Genomic DNA, 17,630 nt, shown 5'->3' on the forward strand with positions numbered 1-17,630 from the left:
TTAAGTCTTCAAGCCGGTCACCAATATTAACTGAAAATCCCACTTTTATCGCCACCTCTACTTTTTAAGTCAATTGACAATGGACAATTAACAATTTATAATTAAAGGTCAAAACCATATAATCTCTATACTACATCAATGATTTAAAAGGGTTTCAATTGTCAATTCTCAATTGTTAATTATAAATTAATACAAGCTATTCCCCTGGCTATCAATTACACAAATCAAAGGCCAGTCTTCTACTTCTAATCGCCTGACTGCTTCTGGCCCTAAATCAGGATAAGCAATAACTTCTACAGCAGTAATACACTCTGAAATCAAAGCAGCTGCTCCACCAGTAGCTCCTAAGTAGACTGCTCCTTGTTGTTGCATAGAATCTTTTACTTGCTGATTTCTGTTCCCTTTTCCTATCATAACCCTTAGTCCTTCTTGTAATAAACTAGGGGTGAAAGGATCCATCCGATAACTAGTAGTTGGCCCAGCGGACCCAATTACCTCATCTGGTTTAGCAGGAGCAGGGCCAACATAATAAATTGCACTTCCTTCTACAGTAAAGGGTAACTCTTGCCCAGCTTCTAAAGCAGTTACTAATCTTTTATGAGCAGCATCACGAGCCGTATAGATAACCCCTGATAATAACACTTTATCCCCGGCTTGTAACTCTCTTATCTCAGCTTCACTAACTGGCATTTCTAGGGCAACTTCAGCCATTATAGATCACTCCCGCTACCTGATAAAACTGCCTCTTTGTGCCGAGTCACATGACAGTTTAGATTAACAACTACTGGCAAACCAGCAATATGAGTCGGATAAGTTTCTATATTAACTGCTAAAGCAGTTAACTTACCACCTAAACCTTGCGGGCCAATATCTGTCTCGTTAATCTCAGTTAATAATTCCGTCTCTAATTTTTTATACTCAGCTTGAGAGTTATGCTCTCCTAAAGGGCGGATCAATGACTTCTTAGCTAATAAAGCAGCCTGTTCTACAGTACCGCCAATCCCAACTCCTACTACCACTGGAGGACAAGGATTTGGGCCAGCTTCTTGAACAACCTGGAGGACAAAATCCTTAACTCCTTGGGCTCCTTCAGTAGGTTTTAACATCTTTAACTGCGTCATATTCTCACTACCAAAACCCTTAGGAGCTACAGTAATTTTTAATTGATTACCAGGCACTAACTCAGTATGTATTACAGCTGGAGTATTATCAGATGTATTCTCGCGAACAAATACTGGATCAGCAACAACTGATTTTCTTAGATATCCTTTCTTATAACCTTGGCGAACTCCAGCATTGATAGCCTGATATAAGTCACCATCACTTATCTGTACCTCTTCTCCTACTTCTACAAAGATAACAGCCATTCCTGTATCTTGACAGATTGGTTTTTGTTTTTCTTTAGCAATCTGAGCATTCTCTAATAGTTGACTTAAGATTTCTTCTGCTACTGGTGAATCAGCCTCCTTGTAGCCCGCCTCAATTCGCTCGATAACATCTTGACCTAAATTATAGTTAGCTTCTTGGCATAATTCAGCTACCGTTTTAGTAATCTCTTGTGCTCTAATGTGGCCCATTTATCCTGCCTCCTTTAACTGATTTACAATTCTGCGCAACATACTCAATGGCTTCCTCGCGGGTAGTTATCTCTCCTGTAGCTTGAGCTTCCTCTAGTTGATCAAGAATCTCTCCTATCTGAGGACCTTCAGTAAGGGAAAATAGATCTATTAGATCAGTACCAGTCAATAAAGGCTGATCTGTATCCTCTGCCATCTGCTCTGCTTCTACGACTAACTTTTGAAAAAACTCCAGACTAGCACCAACATCCTCTAATCTATCATTTAAAATTCTAGTGCTTAACATATCAGCTCCTGCTAATAAACAGACAGCAACTACTTGGTCAGAAGCAGCTTTAAAAAATCTATATTTCCCCTTCTTGGTTAAATTAGTAGCATAAAATAAAGCCCCAGGCCGCATATGATATCTAATTAAAGTTGTTATCAAAGAAATCTCCTGGTTACTAAAAGCAAAATCCTCTAAAATCGGCTGTAAGTAGATAGCTCCTTCTTTATGGTGACCATAAAAGTGGACTTCACCATCTATTATCTCTTCGGTTAATAACTTGCCGATATCATGAAATAATAGCGCAAATTTTAATACGGGCAACTGCGAATAATCAATCCGGTTAGCCCAAAAATCTTTCTGTAATAATCCCTCTAATTTTTCTAAAGCATAAACACTATGCGTCCAAATATCTTCACAGTGATACTGACACTGACCTCTCTGTTTTAATTCTTGGATATCAGGAAATAAATTAGATAATAAAGAAAATTTATTCTCTAGATAAGCTAAATTACAGGCAGCATTCTTCCTAGCTAAAATCTTAAATAATTCCTCTTTTATTCGCTCAGAAGCTATCTCTGTTATCTGACTACTAACAGCTTGCATTAATTTTTCTGTCTTTTTAGCTATAGAAAAACCTAACTGAGCTTTAAATCTAATAGCTCTTAACAATCTTATAGGATCAGCAGAAAAGACATTATCACTAACAGCTCTAATTTTACCTTCTTCTAAATCCTGAAACCCACCTGCAACTTGTTGTATATCAGCTGGTGCGAAAGAGTAACCAGTCTGCTTTAATTCAATTTGCGATAAAGAAATAGCTAACGCATTAATAGTAAAATCACGGTTTGCTAAGTCTTCCTTAATTGAGTCATCTTGTAAGTCAGCAAAATCATACTCCTGATCCGCAATTGTTACCCGATAAATCTGGTGTTCTTGATCTAGCTCTACTAGACTCCCCTGATATAAAGTCGAAAACTCATTAGCTATCTGTTTAGTTGGCCCGACAATAACTAAATCAAAATCATTGGTTTCTCTCTCCAATAAATAATCTCTAACAGCTCCACCTACAAGATAAGCCTGAGCTTGATACTGCTTAACTATATTCTGTAAAGTAATCATTTCTTCCATAATTATGCTCCCCTTTAGGACACAAAAAATTCACCTAAGCCAAAAAAAGACCCAGACCTACTCTGGAATTCAGACCAAACTATATATTATCCTTGACACTCTTGACACTGACCGTAAAATTTAATCCGATGTTTAATTACACTAAAATCATACTTAGCTTCTAAATCCTGTTCAAACTTCTCTAGTATTTGATCATTAAACTCAATCACCTGACCACAATCTTCACAAATTAAATGATGATGGTGATTTTGGTTACTACCTTCTAATTCATAGCGTCTTCTATCTTCATCAAAGTTAAGCTGTTGAATAATATTCAAATCACAGAATAACTCTAACGTACGATAAACAGTAGCTAACCCAATCCCTGAATTATCTTCTTTTAAGATCTGGTAAATTTCTTCTGCACTTAGATGTTCACCTTGGTGATCCAATAAAATCTGCAAAATTAACTTCCGCTGGGAAGTTAATTTATAATTCTTAGCTGCTAGTGTTTCTCGTAAATCATTTAACTTATTTCCCATATATTTCACCTACTATGACTTTTTAACCTAATTATACAGTACCCTACCTTCCACTGTCAACATAACAAACTATTAACTGCATTATATACTTTATCTAATATCTCAGATAACTGTTGAGCTATTATATCAGATAGCTTCTTGCCCCATTCATTACTGAAAATACCAATTGTCATCACTAGTAATTCTTGTAAAGAATCTTCATTTTGATTAGGAGTTATCTTTAAATAATCAACCTGACCAGGAGTTACAAGCTCTCTATCTGTATCTAAAATCAATACTTTTTCAGCTTCAATAGTGGTTAATAACTCATATAATTCCCGACCAGCTGAAGTGATCTGTCTAAAAGAAATATCACACTTGGAAAATAATTCCTGTAATCTATCTAATAAATAAGCAGTTAATCCCTCATCCTGTTTACGACTATCTCCAATACCAATTACAGCTAATTTATTAAACATCCATATCACCTGCTAGTCAAATTGTTAACTTACTATAAAAAATTATTAATTCTATTATCATTATTTTCAACCTTTAGCTACTTTATTCACTAACTAACAGGTAATATATAGGAAAAATTATTATATTTTAGCCATCATAAGCTATTTAATCCTCTAGTTCTGTGATAGCATTTAGAGCTGCCACTTGTCCTTCTCCTACTGCTTTACCAATCTGTAAAGGACGACCTATACAATCTCCGGCAGCATAGACTCCATCTATATTAGTCTCCAAATTGCGATCAACTGCAATATACTGCCCAGTCAACTCTAAGCCAGGTACTATTTCAGAGGGAGGAACAGTCTCTCTAAGAATAAAAATACCATCTACATCATATTTTCCTGTATCCAAATGAACCTGATTAGCTAAATTATCACCACTTATTTTTTCCACTTTACCATCAACCACCTGAATTCTATCATCTAATTTTTTTACTTCATCATACTGAGCTACATAATATACATTAGCACAGATATCAGCTAAAAAATTAGCCTCTTCTTCATGATGTTGACTATCACTAATCACAAAAACATCTTTATCCTGATATAGTTTACCATCACAAGTAGCACAATAACTAATCCCCTGGCCTAGAAACTTAGCTTCACCTTCTATTTCAGCCTTTTGGACTACCCCGATAGCTAAAATTAGTTTTTTAACTTCATAATTTTGACTATTAGTAGTAAGCATTATCTGTTGGTCGGCCATAGGATAAGCTTTAACAACTTTTTCCTCAATAACCGGAATCTCTAAATCTTCAATATGAGAAATGAAATTTTGGGCCAACTCAGGACCACTAATATTACTAAAACCTAAATAATTATTAACTTCGGGGGCCCAATCAATTTTCTTAGCCAGTTCTCCACTATTAAAAATCACTGCGCTTTTATCTCGAGCATTCGCATTAATTGCTGCTGACATACCTGCTGGTCCAGCTCCTACAATTGCTAAATCATAAGTTTCTGTTGCCACTATAATCCCTCCAGTTGATATAACTTCTCTGTCTATTAAATAATATGTAGCAATATTCTATTAATTATAGCTTATCAGCCAGATTATATCAATTCAATAATCCGTTTGCTTTCTATCTTTCTTTTAACTTCGATTAGACTCTTACCTAAATTAGCCTCAACAACTGCTATCAAAGCCCCCTCTACCAACGGAGCATTACTTACTGCTATATTATTACAACCATCTAATTCTAATACTTCAAGCGCTTTTTTAGAATTCAATAAAGTACTACCAACATCCCCAATAATTAGAACCCCTTGCTCAGTATAAACTTCCTTAACGGCTTCAATTATTTCATCTATATCCGTTCCAATTCTATCTTCCCCAGCTCCACCAATAGAAATTAGAGGTAACTCTCTCGGAACCATTTCTCTAGCTAATTCTTCTACTCCTTCAGCTAGCTTTTTACTATGCGAGACAAGTACAATCCCAATCATTTACTCTCCCCCCCCTTCCTCCATTTCCTAAAGATGTTATTTATCATTTTAACAGATTATATCTTAAATTTCACGCTAAATCACAGGATGTTTAGGATAAACCAGTAGTATTAACATATGTATTATAACAGAGAGAAAGATATCACCTGTTAGGTAAATAGTCTTGTTTAATTGATATATTGTGTCACCGAAGGTGACACAATCGTCAGCTATCTGCTATGAGCTATCAGCTAATTCAAAACCTTTAAATTCAACATTTAATCCTTTAAGATTACTATGTTTTCAGAGGTTGAACTAGGTTTATAATTTTGAATTGAAGAATTTGACTTGGCTCACGACACATAGCAGACAGCTGATAGCTGATATAAAGTGCCACTTTATATCAATAGTCCCAAAAAATAAAAAGACCATATATAGCCTAGCAGACTACATATGGTCTAGTAATTAATAATTTATATTTATTGTTGTGGTAAATCCCTAGTAGCTACTATATCTACACCAGTATCAAGTATATCTTCAACAACTACATCTCCTAACTCCACTGGCGCCTCTAATTCCACTTTAGCAATCTCTTCCATTGCCTCCTCTAGTAATCCCTTAGGAATTGGCCCTTCACTTTTAACTGGTACTAAAGGTAAAACTCCACCGTTAACTTTCGCTGTAGTAGGTAAGATGCGAGTAGGATTGTAATATTCATTCTTAACATATTTTTCTCCAGCAGGACAACTAGCACCATCCAACTGTTTAATTTCATCATTATCATCAATTTCTAACTCCACATCACACCCCTTTGGACAACTAATACAAGTTATTTCTACAGTTTTGCCCATTACTCTCCCTCCTTTACAATATCAACTTGAATACTATCACTATCTATACCATCAAGCATCTGCTCAGGAACTGGAAAAGTAATCATCTCCCCAGGTTCAACTCGGCGTTCAGTTTTATCAAATAATTTTTCTTCTCCAGCATATAAGTTTAAAGTCACATTTTCCATTGGCTGTTTAGCTCTCATATATAAGTCCACTCTTTTTCTATCCTCAACCTGATTAGTTATCTTCTGTGGTACTATATAACCTACATTTTCTCCTGGCTCAACTGCAATTTCCTCTTCTCTTTTAGCTAATTCATCTTCTAAATATGAAGCAGCTGTTTTACCTGCTATCAGACTTTCTTCTGTTACCCAGTCCACTAAATCATGAACGTGAAGTACATTACCACAAGCAAAAATACCTTCAATGTTAGTCTCTCTACCTTCATTGACTATTGGTCCGCCTGTTACATCATGTAATTTAACTCCTGCTTCAGTTGATAGTTCATTTTCCGGAATTAAACCAACAGATAATAGTAAAGTATCACATTCAATTTCATATTCTGTACCTGGAATCGGTTGGAAATTATCATCAACTTCAGCTACTGTAACCCCTTCTAGTCGATCTTTACCATGAATTTCTGTTACAGTCTGCTGCATCCGTAAAGGAATATCAAAATCATCTAAACACTGAACAATATTACGGGTTAACCCACCAGAGAAAGGCATTATCTCTAATACTGCTTCTACATCTGCCCCCTCTAAATGCATTCTACGAGCCATAATTAAGCCAATATCACCAGAACCTAAAATTACAACCTTTTCCCCCGGCATTCTCTGTTCCATATTGATATATCTTTGGGCTGTTCCAGCACTATAAACTCCAGCTGGTCTAGAACCAGGAATATCAATTGCTTCTCTAGTCCTTTCTCGACAACCCATAGCTAAAATTACAGCTTGAGCATCAATCTCTAGCATCCCTTCTTCAGAATTAATAGCATAAACTTGCTTATCAGGCGTAACTTCTAACACCATTGTATCTAATTTAATATCAACACCACGCTCTTTAACATTTTCCATAAATTGTTGGGCATATTCTGGGCCGGTTAATTCTTCGCCAAAATAATGTAAACCAAATCCATTATGAATACACTGTTGTAAAATACCACCTAACTCAAAATCACGTTCAATAATTAATATATCTCTAATCCCTTGATCATAAGCTGATTGAGCTGCTGCTAATCCGGCTGGCCCACCACCAACTACTACTAATTCATATTCTTGTTTATTCATCAGTTCCCACCTCTTTCACTAAAATATCTTTAGTTTTATCTACTAAGAGTTGAGAAGCTTCACTTTCAAGTTTGACTTCTGTTTTAGGAATATCTAATTCTTCAGCTAAAATCTCAACTACTTTAGGTTCACAGAATCCACCTTGACATCTTCCTGCTCCTGGTCTTACTCTCCTCTTAATGGCATTAACTGTTTTCGCTCCTACTGGCTCATGAATTGCATCAATAATTTCTCCTTTAGTTACACTTTCACAGCGACAAATAATTTGACCATAATCTGGATCTTCGGCAACTAATTCAGCCTGTTCTTCGTGGCTCAGATGTCTAAACTTAGGTGGTCCTTGATAATGTGGATCAAAATCTGGATCAGGTGTTAAGCCTTCTAATTCATCTTCCACAATTCCAACTACCATTTCAGCAATAGCTGGTGAAGAAGCTAAACCTGGTGATTGGATTCCAGCTACATTGATAAAGCCCGGCACTTGATCACTAGCTTCAATTAAAAAATCTTCAGTTTCTTTAATAGCCGGTCTTAATCCTACAAATTCTTTAATCACACCTTTTTTACTTAAACCAGGAATAGTCTTTTGAGCTCCATTCATTACTTCATCTAATCCTTCTCTAGTAGTTGCCTTATTTTCTACATCTTCTATCTCTTCAGCATTAGGTCCAATTAATAAATTATCTTCATCAGTTGGAGTAACTACAATTCCTTTACTAACCTCAGTTGGAACCGGAAAGATCGTTCGCCCCACATCAATCTCCATCTTTTTGTCATACAAGTAATATTCTCCTCTTCGAGGAGTAATTTCAAAATCATCTATTCCAACCATATTAGCTACTTTATCAGCATATAATCCAGCAGCATTAATAACTAACTCAGCATCAATATTTCCTTTAGCTGTTTTTACAGTTTTATAAGCCCCCTGGTCCTCAATATCTAATACTCCAGCTTCTAATATTACATCAGCCCCATTTCTGACTGCATTGTTGGCTAAACCTACAGTCAATTCAAAAGGATTAACTATCCCAGCAGTTGGAGCAAATAAAGCTGCTACAGCATCTTCACCTAAATTTGGTTCTAATTCAAATAATCTATCTCCAGTAGCAATTTCTAAGTCTGGAACTCCATTTTCCTGGCCATTCTCTAATATTCTTTCTAACTTAGGAATGTGATCTTCATCTTCTGCTACTACCATAGCTCCTATCCATTCAATTGGTACATCTAATTCATGTTGAATTCTTGTCCGATATAATTCATTTCCTCTAACATTCAATCTTCCTTTTAATTTATTAGAATCAGCATTAAATCCAGCATGGAGTAAAGCAGTATTAGCTTTACTAGTTCCTGTGCAGACATCAGGTTCTTTTTCTACTAAAGTAATATCTAATTCATATTGGGCTAATTCACGAGCAATAAAACATCCCGTTACTCCTCCACCAATAATTAAAACATCAGTTTTGTTTTTCAAATTTGATCCCCCCTATAATAATAAAAACCACATCTAAGCCTTGAGAAGCAAGCACACTACTCCCCAAGTACTTAAATGTGGTCTCTTTATATTCTCCACAAGTTTATATATGCTTTTGTATTGTACTCTAGGATAAGTGTATCATAATATTAGATTTTATGCAAATTTATTTGCATTTAATTTATAATTTACTCTTCTGCCCAATCTTGTGCTCGGCCAACAGCTTTCTTCCAGCCAGCATATAATTTTTCTTTCTTCTCTTCTTCCATCTTAGGCTCAAATGTCTCATCTACTCTTCGTTTAGCTAACACTTCCTCTTTACTATCCCAATATCCGATTGCTAATCCTGCTAAATAAGCTGCTCCTAAAGCAGTAGTTTCTGTATATTCTGGTCTTTCTACTGGAGTACCTAAAATATCAGCTTGGAACTGCATTAAAAAGTCATTAGCTACTGCTCCACCATCAACTCCTAACTCTTTAAGATCAATTCCTGAATCAGCTTCCATAGCCTGTAATACATCTCTAGTTTGATAAGCTAAAGATTCTAAAGTAGCTCTGATAACATGATCTTTATTAGTACCTCGGGTTAAGCCTATAATAGTTCCTCGAGCATACATATCCCAATAAGGTGCACCTAAACCGGAAAAGGCTGGTACTACATAAACTCCATCCGTACCGTCTACTTTAGTAGCAAAATATTCAGAATCAGGAGCTTCTTCAACTAAGTTCATCTCATCTCGTAACCATTGAATTGCAGCTCCAGCAATAAAGATACTACCCTCTAGCGCATATTTAGGACCATCAACTCCAGCAGCAATAGTGGTCAATAACTGATTTTCTGATTTAACAGGCTCTTCACCAGTATTCATTAATAAGAAACAGCCAGTACCATAAGTGTTTTTAGCCATTCCTTGGTCATAACATCCTTGCCCAAATAAGGCAGCCTGTTGATCACCAGCTATACCAGCTATTGGTACATTTTCACCAAAGAAATGGTAATCTATCGTTTGCCCGTAAACTTCACTACTAGATTTTGCTTCCGGTAACATAGCCTCTGGAATATCTAAAATATCAAGTAGTTCTTGATCCCACTCTAGATCATGAATATTAAAGATCATAGTTCGAGAAGCATTTGTATAATCAGTTACGTGGACTTCTCCACCTGTTAACTTCCAAATCAACCAACTATCTATAGTACCAAATCTTAACTTACCTTCTTCAGCTCTTTCTCTAGCTCCTTCTACATTATCCAAAATCCATTTAATCTTTGTCCCAGAAAAATAAGCATCAAGTATTAATCCTGTCTTTTCTTGGATAAGATCTTTATAGCCTTCTTCTTCTAGTTGATCACAAATACTAGCAGTTCTTCTATCCTGCCAGACAATGGCGTTATGAATTGGCTTACCTGTTTCTGCATCCCAAACAACTGTAGTTTCTCTCTGATTAGTAATTCCGATTCCTTCTACTTGTTTAGGATTAATATCCGCCTTTCCTAAAGCATCTGCTATTACTCCAATAGTAGTACCCCAGATTTCATTAGCATCATGTTCTACCCAACCATTCTCTGGATAATGCTGAGTAAATTCTTTCTGAGCTACACTAACCTCTTTCCCATCGTGATCAAATACAATTGCTCGTGAACTTGTTGTTCCTTGGTCAATAGATAAAATATATTTTTTCATTAATTTAGCCCCCTTAAATTAATATTAAAATTTTTACTTATGCAGTAGAAGTTTCCCCAGCTTCAACTTTAGAAGTTTCATTTTTATTTTTCAACACTTCCGGCAAATGCGGTCTCAACAGCTTCTTATAAATAACAGCCCCTAAAACTCCTCCTAATAACGGGCCAACAATTGGAACCCAGAAATAAAAATTATGAGCTGTAAATGGAGTCGATCCCCAACCAGCTAAAGCTGTAAATAACTTGGGCCCAAAGTCTCGAGCCGGATTAATTGCAAAACCAGTTAGTGTTCCACCGATTCCACCAATCGCAGCTACTAAAATACCAATTCCCATTGCTGCACCTAATCCCTTTGGTGCTTCACTATTTAAAGGTTCAGTCATAGCCATTACTCCCATTAATAATACCATTGTTAAGATTAGTTCAATCATCATTGCTTTCGGATTAGATATATTATCCATGGCAATAGTATGAAAAATAGTCATATTAGTTGCTGTCTTTTCAGTAAACTGTTCTGCATAAATAAAATAAGCTCCTGCCGCTCCTATAAAAGCACCAACTGTTTGCGAGACACAATAAGGGATTACCTTTTTCCAAGGGAAATCCCCTACTGCTGCTAAACCAACTGTTACTGAAGGATTGATATGAGCTCCTGAAATTCCTCCAGTAATATAAACTGCCATTGCTACTCCTAAACCCCAGAGTAAACATAAAGACCACCAACCAATATTAGCCCCAACCAATACTGAATTAGCTACTACCCCTGCTCCAAAGAATAATAAGATAGCTGTTCCAATTACCTCAGCAATACACTCTCCAAATAAGTTCTCTTCTTTCATAACTAACTCCTCCTCTATAGCTTATATTATATAATCAAAGTTGAACCCTAAGTTAAGATGTTTTAATAACTAACTCCTCTAGATCAATACTAGCTAATATTTCATCTATTCCCTTACCAAAGCTAGCTTGGAGCGCACAATTAATTGCTCCCTCAATTAATGGAAGATTAACGATTCTAATCTTCTTCTGTATATCTGGCGAAAAGAATTCACAAGCTAATTCTGTATTCATCACTGAACTCCCCATATCGGCTAAAACTATTATTCCTTCGGATTTATCCATCTGATCCAAAGTTTGATAGATTAAATTAGAATCAGTACCTAATCGTCCATCACTTGTCCCACCTACTGCTTCTATGGGCACTGGCTCCTGAATCATTTCCTCAGCTAATTTTTTAGATCCCTGAACAACTTCTTGACTATGGGAAACTATTAAGATTCCTACCATCTTAATCCTCCAATTCTTCTACTATTGTTTTAATAATCAGAAAACTCGAAGTAGCCCCCGGGTCTTGATGTCCTTTACTTCTGTCACCTAAATAACTTGCTCTACCTTTTTTAGCTACTAAAGGGATAGTGCTTTTCATTCCTTCTTCAGCAACTTCTACTACTCCCCCCAAAGCTTCTTCTAAATTATTTCCAGCTTCCTGATTCTCCTTTAAATAATCAACTATCGGAATAATAGTATCTAACATTGTTTTATCTTCTAATTCTGCTTTACCTCTCTTCTGGATCCCTGTAACTACTGCCTCGCCTACTTCAATTAAATTAGTCAAAGATAAGTCATCAATCACCTGACTAGCCTTTAAAAAAGCTGTACCATATAAAGGACCAGAAGCCCCTCCTACATTAGAAATCAGAGTCATTGAAATTTTCTTCAAAACTTGACTTTGATCATTAAATTCTGAATTAGCAAGCTCTTCTTTAACTGCAGAAAATCCTCGCGCCATATTAATCCCATGGTCTCCATCACCAATATCTGAATCTAGTTTTGTTAAATACTCTTTATTAGCAATGATTTCATCAGCTACTTTAATAAATAAATCTACTAGTTTATCAGTCATTCTTATTCCCTCCCTAATTAACCTAACAAATTAACATCAGTTGGAGCTTCTAATAATTCCTTTAACTCTTCATCTAACTTTAATAAAGTAACAGATACTCCAGCCATCTCTAAGGAAGTCATATATTCTCCTACAAAGGTTTTGTAAGTCTTAATTTTTTTGTCACTCAAAACTTGATTAACTCTTCGATTAACAATATATAATTCCATTAAAGGAGTTCCGCCCATCCCATTAACCATAACTGCTACTTCATCATCAGCTTTAAAAGGTAAATCCTCTACTACCTTATCAACTAAATGATCTACAATTTCATCAGCTGACTTTACCGTTGTTCTTTCAGTTCCTGGTTCACCATGAATTCCGATTCCTAATTCCATTTCATCTTCTTCTAAAGTAAAAGTAGATCCATCAGCCGAAGGAACTCGACATGGATATAACGCCATTCCTTTAGTTCTAACATTATTAATCACTTTCTCAGCCACTTCTTTTATTTCTTGTAAGCTAGCTCCCTGTTCTGCTAAAGCGCCAGCAATTTTATGAACAAAAATAGTCCCTGCTACTCCTCTTCTTCCAGTTGTATAAGTACTATCCTCTACTGCTACATCATCATTAACTACTACATGTTCAACTTCTATTCCATCAGCTGCAGCCATATCCTCTGCCATTTCAAAGTTCATTACATCGCCTGTATAATTTTTAATAACCAACAGTACTCCTTCTCCCCCAGCAACAGCCTTAATTGCCTCATATACAGCATCTGGCGTAGGAGAAGTAAATACATCTCCAGCTACAGCAGCATCTAACATCCCTTCACCTACATATCCAGCATGAGTAGGTTCGTGACCACTTCCTCCTCCAGACACTAAAGCAACTTTCTTAAGCGAAGCATCTTTTTTAACTAACACATTATATCCTTCTAATTTCCTATATCTAGCTGGCTCAGCAGCTACTATTCCTTCTATCATCTCTTGTACGGCATCCTCTGGCTTGTTGACTAACTTCTTTTGCATTAATATCTCTCCTTTCCTTAATAAAAATAAAAAAGCTACCCAGTTGCATTAAATACACCTCTTATGCCAACTAAGTAGCTCTTATAATCTTATAGTATTTTGTTATAATTTTTTATTTTTATTTATTTCATACATAAGTTATTATTGTTATTAATTGTAATCAATTATAAAATTATAACATTATAGTCAACAAAAAACCCCTACTTAACCATAATAGGTATAGAATGACATAGATAAGACATTCTTATCCTCCTAAAGTTAAGTAGGGGTTCTCTTTTTTTCTACCCTTTAACTTGACTATTCAATTATTAACTATCCATATAATAACACACTAATCAATCTTTTGCAAGAAAAAATTTATTTTTTCGCTATGATTAAATTTGATACAACTTATCAATGTATGATAAAAAAGACTACTTAAATGTATTAATATAAAATGGAGAAGGAGATAAATCCCTAATTTAATTACTTTATAGTATTTTTTAATCCTTCCTTCTATAATTCTCTCTTTTTAAAAAAGTTAGATTCCATTCTATGAAGCATTAGAAAAACTAACCTCTCTAATTAGAGAGGTTAGTTTTATATATCAATATTATTTTTATCAAAACATAAGAAAAAATCATTCCTTCACTAATTTAACTTAAACCGTTATTTTTACTAGTAAACCAATCTCGAGTTCGATTAGCAATCCCTACCAAAGCCAACATAACTGGTACCTCTACTAAAACACCTACTACTGTAGCCAAGGCAGCTCCTGATCTAAGACCAAAGATGGAAATTGCTGTTGCTACTGCCAATTCAAAGAAATTGCTAGCTCCAATCATACTTGCTGGTGCGGCAACTGCATGTTCTAACTTAAGCAGTTTAGCCCCTCCATACCCTAAGATAAAGATAAAGAAAGTTTGAATCGTTAGTGGAATAGCAATTAATAAAATATCAAGTGGATTATTTAAAATAATATCTCCTTGGAAAGAGAAAAGAATAATCAAAGTTAGTAACAAACCAATAATTGTAAAGTTATCTAACTTTTCTAAATAAACATTTTCTAGCCAGTCAATACCTTTATTCTTAATTATATATCTTCGGGATAAATAACCAGCTACTAAAGGAACAATAATATATAATACTACAGATAACAAGACTGTATCATAAGGTACATTAAAATCAGTTACCCCTAATAACAACATTACCAACGGAGCATAAGCAAAAACTAAGACTAAATCATTAACTGCTACCTGGACTAAAGTATAATTAGCATCTCCATCTGTCAAATAACTCCAGACAAAAACCATTGCTGTACAAGGAGCTGCTCCTAATAAGATCATTCCTGCTACATATTGATCAGATAAACTAGCACTGATCAAAGGACTAAAAATATTCTTTAAAAATAACCAACCAAAGAAAGCCATCGTAAAGGGTTTAATTAACCAGTTAACTGTTAAAGTTAAACCTAACCCTTTAGGTCTCTTTCCCGCTTCTAAAATACTACTAAAATCAATCTGAACCATCATTGGATAAATCATAAACCAGATTAAAACAGCTACTGGAATCGAAACTTGAGCGTATTCAAACTGACTAAGTGTTTCTGGAATCACTGGTAAAAAACGTCCAATTCCAATCCCAATAACAATACAAAGTGCTACCCAAATTGTTAAGTATCTCTCAAAAAAACCTAATCCTCCCTCTGCTGTCTCTTCCTTAACCTGCTCTTCATTATCTTCTTGTTGACTCATCATTTAAGCCCCCCCTTTATTTATTAATCTATAACTCTTTTAGAAACAACTTAAGAATTGAAGTAAAAATTTATTCTCTATCCTCACAATTACTCCTTTCAAAATCACAATCTGTAGGTGATTTATTAATTATTTGATTTAAATCAACTTCTAATTCTTCTAATTTTTCCTGATTTAACTTATAATAGACCCATCTTCCTTTTTTAATTCCAATAATTAATTCTGCATTCTTAAGTATTCTAAGATGATGAGACATATTCGGTTGGCTTAAATCTAATTCTTCAGTTAAATCACAGACACACATTTGACCACAAGCAAGCAAATCAATAATCTGTAACCTTGTCTGATCCGCTAATGCTTTTAATTCCCTTGTGACTTTTTCTATATTATTCATTTTCATTTAACCCCTTTTTGTATAAATATATTTATATCTATTTATATGATAAAAAATAAAAACCTTTTTGTCAAGATATATTTTCTTAACAATCAATCAAAAAACCTAAATCATCCTTAAAATTCTTCATTCCATAATTTATCTTGACTAGTAGAAATACCTAATACATCATGGTCTAATATTCTTTTAGCTTGCGATTTAGTCCGCACTAACCCCCCAGCAATAACAGGAGTATTAATCTTTTCTTTTAATTTATCAATTAATTCAGGTACTATTAAGCCTGGTAGAACTTCTATTAAATCAGGTTTATTACTTTTAATAATATTAATTCCGGTTTGTAAGGATTCAGAATCAAGTAAAAATAATCGTTGGATAGTAATTAAATTTTCTTTTTTAGCAACTTTGATCAAATAACTTTTAGTCGTCACAATCCCATCAATGCCTATCTCAGTTGCTAAATATCTAATTGCCTCTTTATCATTCCCAATCCCTTTCACCATATCAATATGTAGAAAGACTAAAACATCTAACTCCATTGCTTCTGCTACTATTTTTTCCAAATTAGATAACTTACTGCGTAAGATAAAAATTATATCTATTTTATCTTCCGGAATGTCTTCTAAATCTTCTAGTTTTTTAATAGCAGCTATAATAGGATGACTATCTAAGATATGTTCAATATACATTCCTCTCCCCACCTCACTTCTTAATCAATTAATAATTTACCATTCTCCATCACTACTTCTTCATCTAGTTCTAAATTAGGCTTCTTAATTATACCATCTAAATGGCTAGCAACTGAAACTTCTCCTCCCATAGCTGAATTATCCCCAATAGCTATATGTATAGTGCCCATTACTTTTTCATCTTCTAAAATATTACCACTTATCCTAGCCTGATCATTAGTACCAACCCCTAACTCAGCAATATTTAAAGCTTCTTGTCCATAGAGTTTAATCTTCTCTTTTAGTTTTTTAGCTGCCCTAGCTCCTTTAATTTCTGTGACATACCCTTCAGCAACAGTTAATTCTATTTCCTCAGTTCCTACTTCATCTAAAACAAGAGAACCATCAATCACAAACTTTCCTGTAGCTGTTCCTTCTAACGGAGCAATATATGCTTCTCCAGCGGGTAAATTACCAAAATCACCTTGGTGATGATAAATCCCAGTATCGGGATGTCCCTCTCTTGTTTTAAGACTCATTGTAATATCTGTTCCATTAGCAGCAGTTACTCTTGCTTCTTGCGCTTGACTTAGTCTTTTCGCTAGTTGAAGACTCCTAGCTTTGATTTTTTCATAATCTGCAGTTAAAGTTCGTTGCATAATTTCCTCTGTAATTCCTGGTAAAGTAACTGCTCTAGCTCCAGCCTGATTAGCTTCAATTCTAGCTTGTGTATGAGATAAAGATTTAGAAGTAGGCATAATAACTACATCAGCTTGTTTCATGGCTTCTGCTATCATCTCTGGTGGTTCTTGCCCGTGATTATCTCTAGGTAACATTTTAGTTAGTACTACATCAGCTCCTATTTCTTGAGCTGTTGTAAATAGTAGTTCTCCTATTTTAGTTAAAGGTTTATCAACTACCAATAAAACTTGTTCGCTAGATTCAACTGCTAAACAATCTTTAAGTACTATCTCTACAGCAGATTGTAAATCTTCCATTTTCCCCCTCCTTCATGTTATTATTTGTGTTTTAACCTTTTATATTCCTGCCTAACACATAAAAAAATAACCTGTTATTATAACAGGTTACAAGAAATTAAATAATCACTTATGATTTAAAACTTTAATTATCAATTATCAATTGTAAATTCTAAACTAAAGAAATGGTGCCGGGGTGTGGGTTGGTCCCCCCACCCCCCCCAAAAACCAATTTATCCACTATATCTTAAAAAGACG

Annotated in this window: 19 protein-coding genes; all 19 read right to left on the minus strand. The window is 34.9% G+C overall.

Going from position 1 to position 17,630, the window contains the following annotated elements; genetic code table 11:
• Window positions 1-186 precede the first annotated feature (186 nt).
• Entirely contained in the window at window positions 187-711 is a 525-nt protein-coding gene (locus ACYQ3D_RS10550; RefSeq protein WP_459838332.1) for a Fe-S-containing hydro-lyase, read from the minus strand.
• Window positions 711-1,577 (minus strand): fumarate hydratase, encoded by an 867-nt coding sequence (locus tag ACYQ3D_RS10555; RefSeq protein ID WP_459838333.1) that lies wholly within the window; start codon window positions 1,575-1,577, stop codon window positions 711-713. The genes ACYQ3D_RS10550 and ACYQ3D_RS10555 overlap by 1 nt, the downstream gene beginning before the upstream one ends.
• Entirely contained in the window at window positions 1,564-2,973 is a 1,410-nt protein-coding gene (locus ACYQ3D_RS10560) for a CCA tRNA nucleotidyltransferase (RefSeq protein ID WP_459838334.1), read from the minus strand. Before ACYQ3D_RS10560 ends, ACYQ3D_RS10555 begins: the two co-directional genes overlap by 14 nt.
• An 86-nt stretch (window positions 2,974-3,059) precedes the next feature.
• The gene (locus ACYQ3D_RS10565) at window positions 3,060-3,494 is read right to left on the minus strand and encodes a Fur family transcriptional regulator (protein WP_459838335.1); all 435 of its coding nucleotides are present in this window, start codon (window positions 3,492-3,494) and stop codon (window positions 3,060-3,062) included.
• A gap of 56 nt (window positions 3,495-3,550) precedes the next feature.
• On the minus strand, window positions 3,551-3,952 hold the full coding sequence (locus ACYQ3D_RS10570; protein ID WP_459838336.1) for a hypothetical protein: 402 nt from the start codon (window positions 3,950-3,952) through the stop codon (window positions 3,551-3,553).
• Window positions 3,953-4,097: 145 nt separating this feature from the next.
• Entirely contained in the window at window positions 4,098-4,958 is an 861-nt protein-coding gene (locus ACYQ3D_RS10575) for an NAD(P)/FAD-dependent oxidoreductase (protein WP_459838337.1), read from the minus strand.
• A gap of 83 nt (window positions 4,959-5,041) precedes the next feature.
• Complete coding sequence (gene dhaM, locus ACYQ3D_RS10580) at window positions 5,042-5,434, minus strand: dihydroxyacetone kinase phosphoryl donor subunit DhaM (protein WP_459838338.1); 393 nt, start codon at window positions 5,432-5,434, stop codon at window positions 5,042-5,044.
• A 458-nt stretch (window positions 5,435-5,892) separates the two neighbouring features.
• Window positions 5,893-6,264, minus strand: coding sequence for a DUF1667 domain-containing protein (locus ACYQ3D_RS10585; protein ID WP_459838339.1), 372 nt, complete (start codon window positions 6,262-6,264; stop codon window positions 5,893-5,895).
• The gene (locus ACYQ3D_RS10590) at window positions 6,264-7,538 is read right to left on the minus strand and encodes an NAD(P)/FAD-dependent oxidoreductase (RefSeq protein ID WP_459838340.1); all 1,275 of its coding nucleotides are present in this window, start codon (window positions 7,536-7,538) and stop codon (window positions 6,264-6,266) included. Before ACYQ3D_RS10590 ends, ACYQ3D_RS10585 begins: the two co-directional genes overlap by 1 nt.
• Window positions 7,531-9,009: an NAD(P)/FAD-dependent oxidoreductase gene (locus tag ACYQ3D_RS10595; RefSeq protein ID WP_459838341.1), complete on the minus strand. Its 1,479-nt coding sequence runs from the start codon at window positions 9,007-9,009 to the stop codon at window positions 7,531-7,533. The genes ACYQ3D_RS10590 and ACYQ3D_RS10595 overlap by 8 nt, the downstream gene beginning before the upstream one ends.
• A 188-nt stretch (window positions 9,010-9,197) precedes the next feature.
• Window positions 9,198-10,691, minus strand: a complete 1,494-nt coding sequence (gene glpK, locus ACYQ3D_RS10600; RefSeq protein WP_459838342.1) for a glycerol kinase GlpK — start codon at window positions 10,689-10,691, stop codon at window positions 9,198-9,200.
• 37 nt (window positions 10,692-10,728) lie between these two features.
• The gene (locus ACYQ3D_RS10605) at window positions 10,729-11,529 is read right to left on the minus strand and encodes an MIP family channel protein (RefSeq protein WP_459838343.1); all 801 of its coding nucleotides are present in this window, start codon (window positions 11,527-11,529) and stop codon (window positions 10,729-10,731) included.
• A gap of 52 nt (window positions 11,530-11,581) precedes the next feature.
• On the minus strand, window positions 11,582-11,977 hold the full coding sequence (gene dhaM / locus ACYQ3D_RS10610; protein ID WP_459838344.1) for a dihydroxyacetone kinase phosphoryl donor subunit DhaM: 396 nt from the start codon (window positions 11,975-11,977) through the stop codon (window positions 11,582-11,584).
• A 1-nt stretch (window position 11,978) separates the two neighbouring features.
• On the minus strand, window positions 11,979-12,593 hold the full coding sequence (gene dhaL / locus ACYQ3D_RS10615; RefSeq protein ID WP_459838345.1) for a dihydroxyacetone kinase subunit DhaL: 615 nt from the start codon (window positions 12,591-12,593) through the stop codon (window positions 11,979-11,981).
• Between the two features lie 17 nt (window positions 12,594-12,610).
• Window positions 12,611-13,603 (minus strand): dihydroxyacetone kinase subunit DhaK, encoded by a 993-nt coding sequence (dhaK, locus tag ACYQ3D_RS10620; protein WP_459838346.1) that lies wholly within the window; start codon window positions 13,601-13,603, stop codon window positions 12,611-12,613.
• Between the two features lie 635 nt (window positions 13,604-14,238).
• The gene (arsB, locus tag ACYQ3D_RS10625; protein WP_459838347.1) at window positions 14,239-15,336 is read right to left on the minus strand and encodes an ACR3 family arsenite efflux transporter; all 1,098 of its coding nucleotides are present in this window, start codon (window positions 15,334-15,336) and stop codon (window positions 14,239-14,241) included.
• Window positions 15,337-15,406: 70 nt separating this feature from the next.
• Window positions 15,407-15,730, minus strand: coding sequence for an ArsR/SmtB family transcription factor (locus ACYQ3D_RS10630; protein ID WP_459838348.1), 324 nt, complete (start codon window positions 15,728-15,730; stop codon window positions 15,407-15,409).
• Between the two features lie 116 nt (window positions 15,731-15,846).
• Window positions 15,847-16,416, minus strand: coding sequence for a glycerol-3-phosphate responsive antiterminator (locus ACYQ3D_RS10635; RefSeq protein WP_459838349.1), 570 nt, complete (start codon window positions 16,414-16,416; stop codon window positions 15,847-15,849).
• Between the two features lie 20 nt (window positions 16,417-16,436).
• Window positions 16,437-17,393 (minus strand): aminopeptidase, encoded by a 957-nt coding sequence (locus ACYQ3D_RS10640; RefSeq protein WP_459838350.1) that lies wholly within the window; start codon window positions 17,391-17,393, stop codon window positions 16,437-16,439.
• Between the last annotated feature and the right edge of the window lie 237 nt (window positions 17,394-17,630).

The sequence above is a fragment of the Halanaerobaculum tunisiense genome, from assembly GCF_054657635.1.

What these genes read in the sequence shown, in the direction of transcription:
- ACYQ3D_RS10555 (WP_459838333.1), bottom strand. Translation starts at nt 1,577, where the DNA reads ATGGGCCACATTAGAGCACAAGAGATTACTAAAACGGTAGCTGAATTA.
- ACYQ3D_RS10570 (WP_459838336.1), bottom strand. Translation starts at nt 3,952, where the DNA reads ATGTTTAATAAATTAGCTGTAATTGGTATTGGAGATAGTCGTAAACAG.
- ACYQ3D_RS10585 (WP_459838339.1), bottom strand. Translation starts at nt 6,264, where the DNA reads ATGGGCAAAACTGTAGAAATAACTTGTATTAGTTGTCCAAAGGGGTGT.
- dhaK (WP_459838346.1), bottom strand. Translation starts at nt 13,603, where the DNA reads ATGCAAAAGAAGTTAGTCAACAAGCCAGAGGATGCCGTACAAGAGATG.
- ACYQ3D_RS10630 (WP_459838348.1), bottom strand. Translation starts at nt 15,730, where the DNA reads ATGAATAATATAGAAAAAGTCACAAGGGAATTAAAAGCATTAGCGGAT.
- dhaM (WP_459838344.1), bottom strand. Translation starts at nt 11,977, where the DNA reads ATGGTAGGAATCTTAATAGTTTCCCATAGTCAAGAAGTTGTTCAGGGA.
- ACYQ3D_RS10565 (WP_459838335.1), bottom strand. Translation starts at nt 3,494, where the DNA reads ATGGGAAATAAGTTAAATGATTTACGAGAAACACTAGCAGCTAAGAAT.
- ACYQ3D_RS10640 (WP_459838350.1), bottom strand. Translation starts at nt 17,393, where the DNA reads ATGGAAGATTTACAATCTGCTGTAGAGATAGTACTTAAAGATTGTTTA.
- ACYQ3D_RS10605 (WP_459838343.1), bottom strand. Translation starts at nt 11,529, where the DNA reads ATGAAAGAAGAGAACTTATTTGGAGAGTGTATTGCTGAGGTAATTGGA.
- dhaM (WP_459838338.1), bottom strand. Translation starts at nt 5,434, where the DNA reads ATGATTGGGATTGTACTTGTCTCGCATAGTAAAAAGCTAGCTGAAGGA.
- ACYQ3D_RS10550 (WP_459838332.1), bottom strand. Translation starts at nt 711, where the DNA reads ATGGCTGAAGTTGCCCTAGAAATGCCAGTTAGTGAAGCTGAGATAAGA.
- arsB (WP_459838347.1), bottom strand. Translation starts at nt 15,336, where the DNA reads ATGAGTCAACAAGAAGATAATGAAGAGCAGGTTAAGGAAGAGACAGCA.
- ACYQ3D_RS10590 (WP_459838340.1), bottom strand. Translation starts at nt 7,538, where the DNA reads ATGAATAAACAAGAATATGAATTAGTAGTAGTTGGTGGTGGGCCAGCC.
- dhaL (WP_459838345.1), bottom strand. Translation starts at nt 12,593, where the DNA reads ATGACTGATAAACTAGTAGATTTATTTATTAAAGTAGCTGATGAAATC.
- ACYQ3D_RS10635 (WP_459838349.1), bottom strand. Translation starts at nt 16,416, where the DNA reads ATGTATATTGAACATATCTTAGATAGTCATCCTATTATAGCTGCTATT.
- ACYQ3D_RS10560 (WP_459838334.1), bottom strand. Translation starts at nt 2,973, where the DNA reads ATGGAAGAAATGATTACTTTACAGAATATAGTTAAGCAGTATCAAGCT.
- glpK (WP_459838342.1), bottom strand. Translation starts at nt 10,691, where the DNA reads ATGAAAAAATATATTTTATCTATTGACCAAGGAACAACAAGTTCACGA.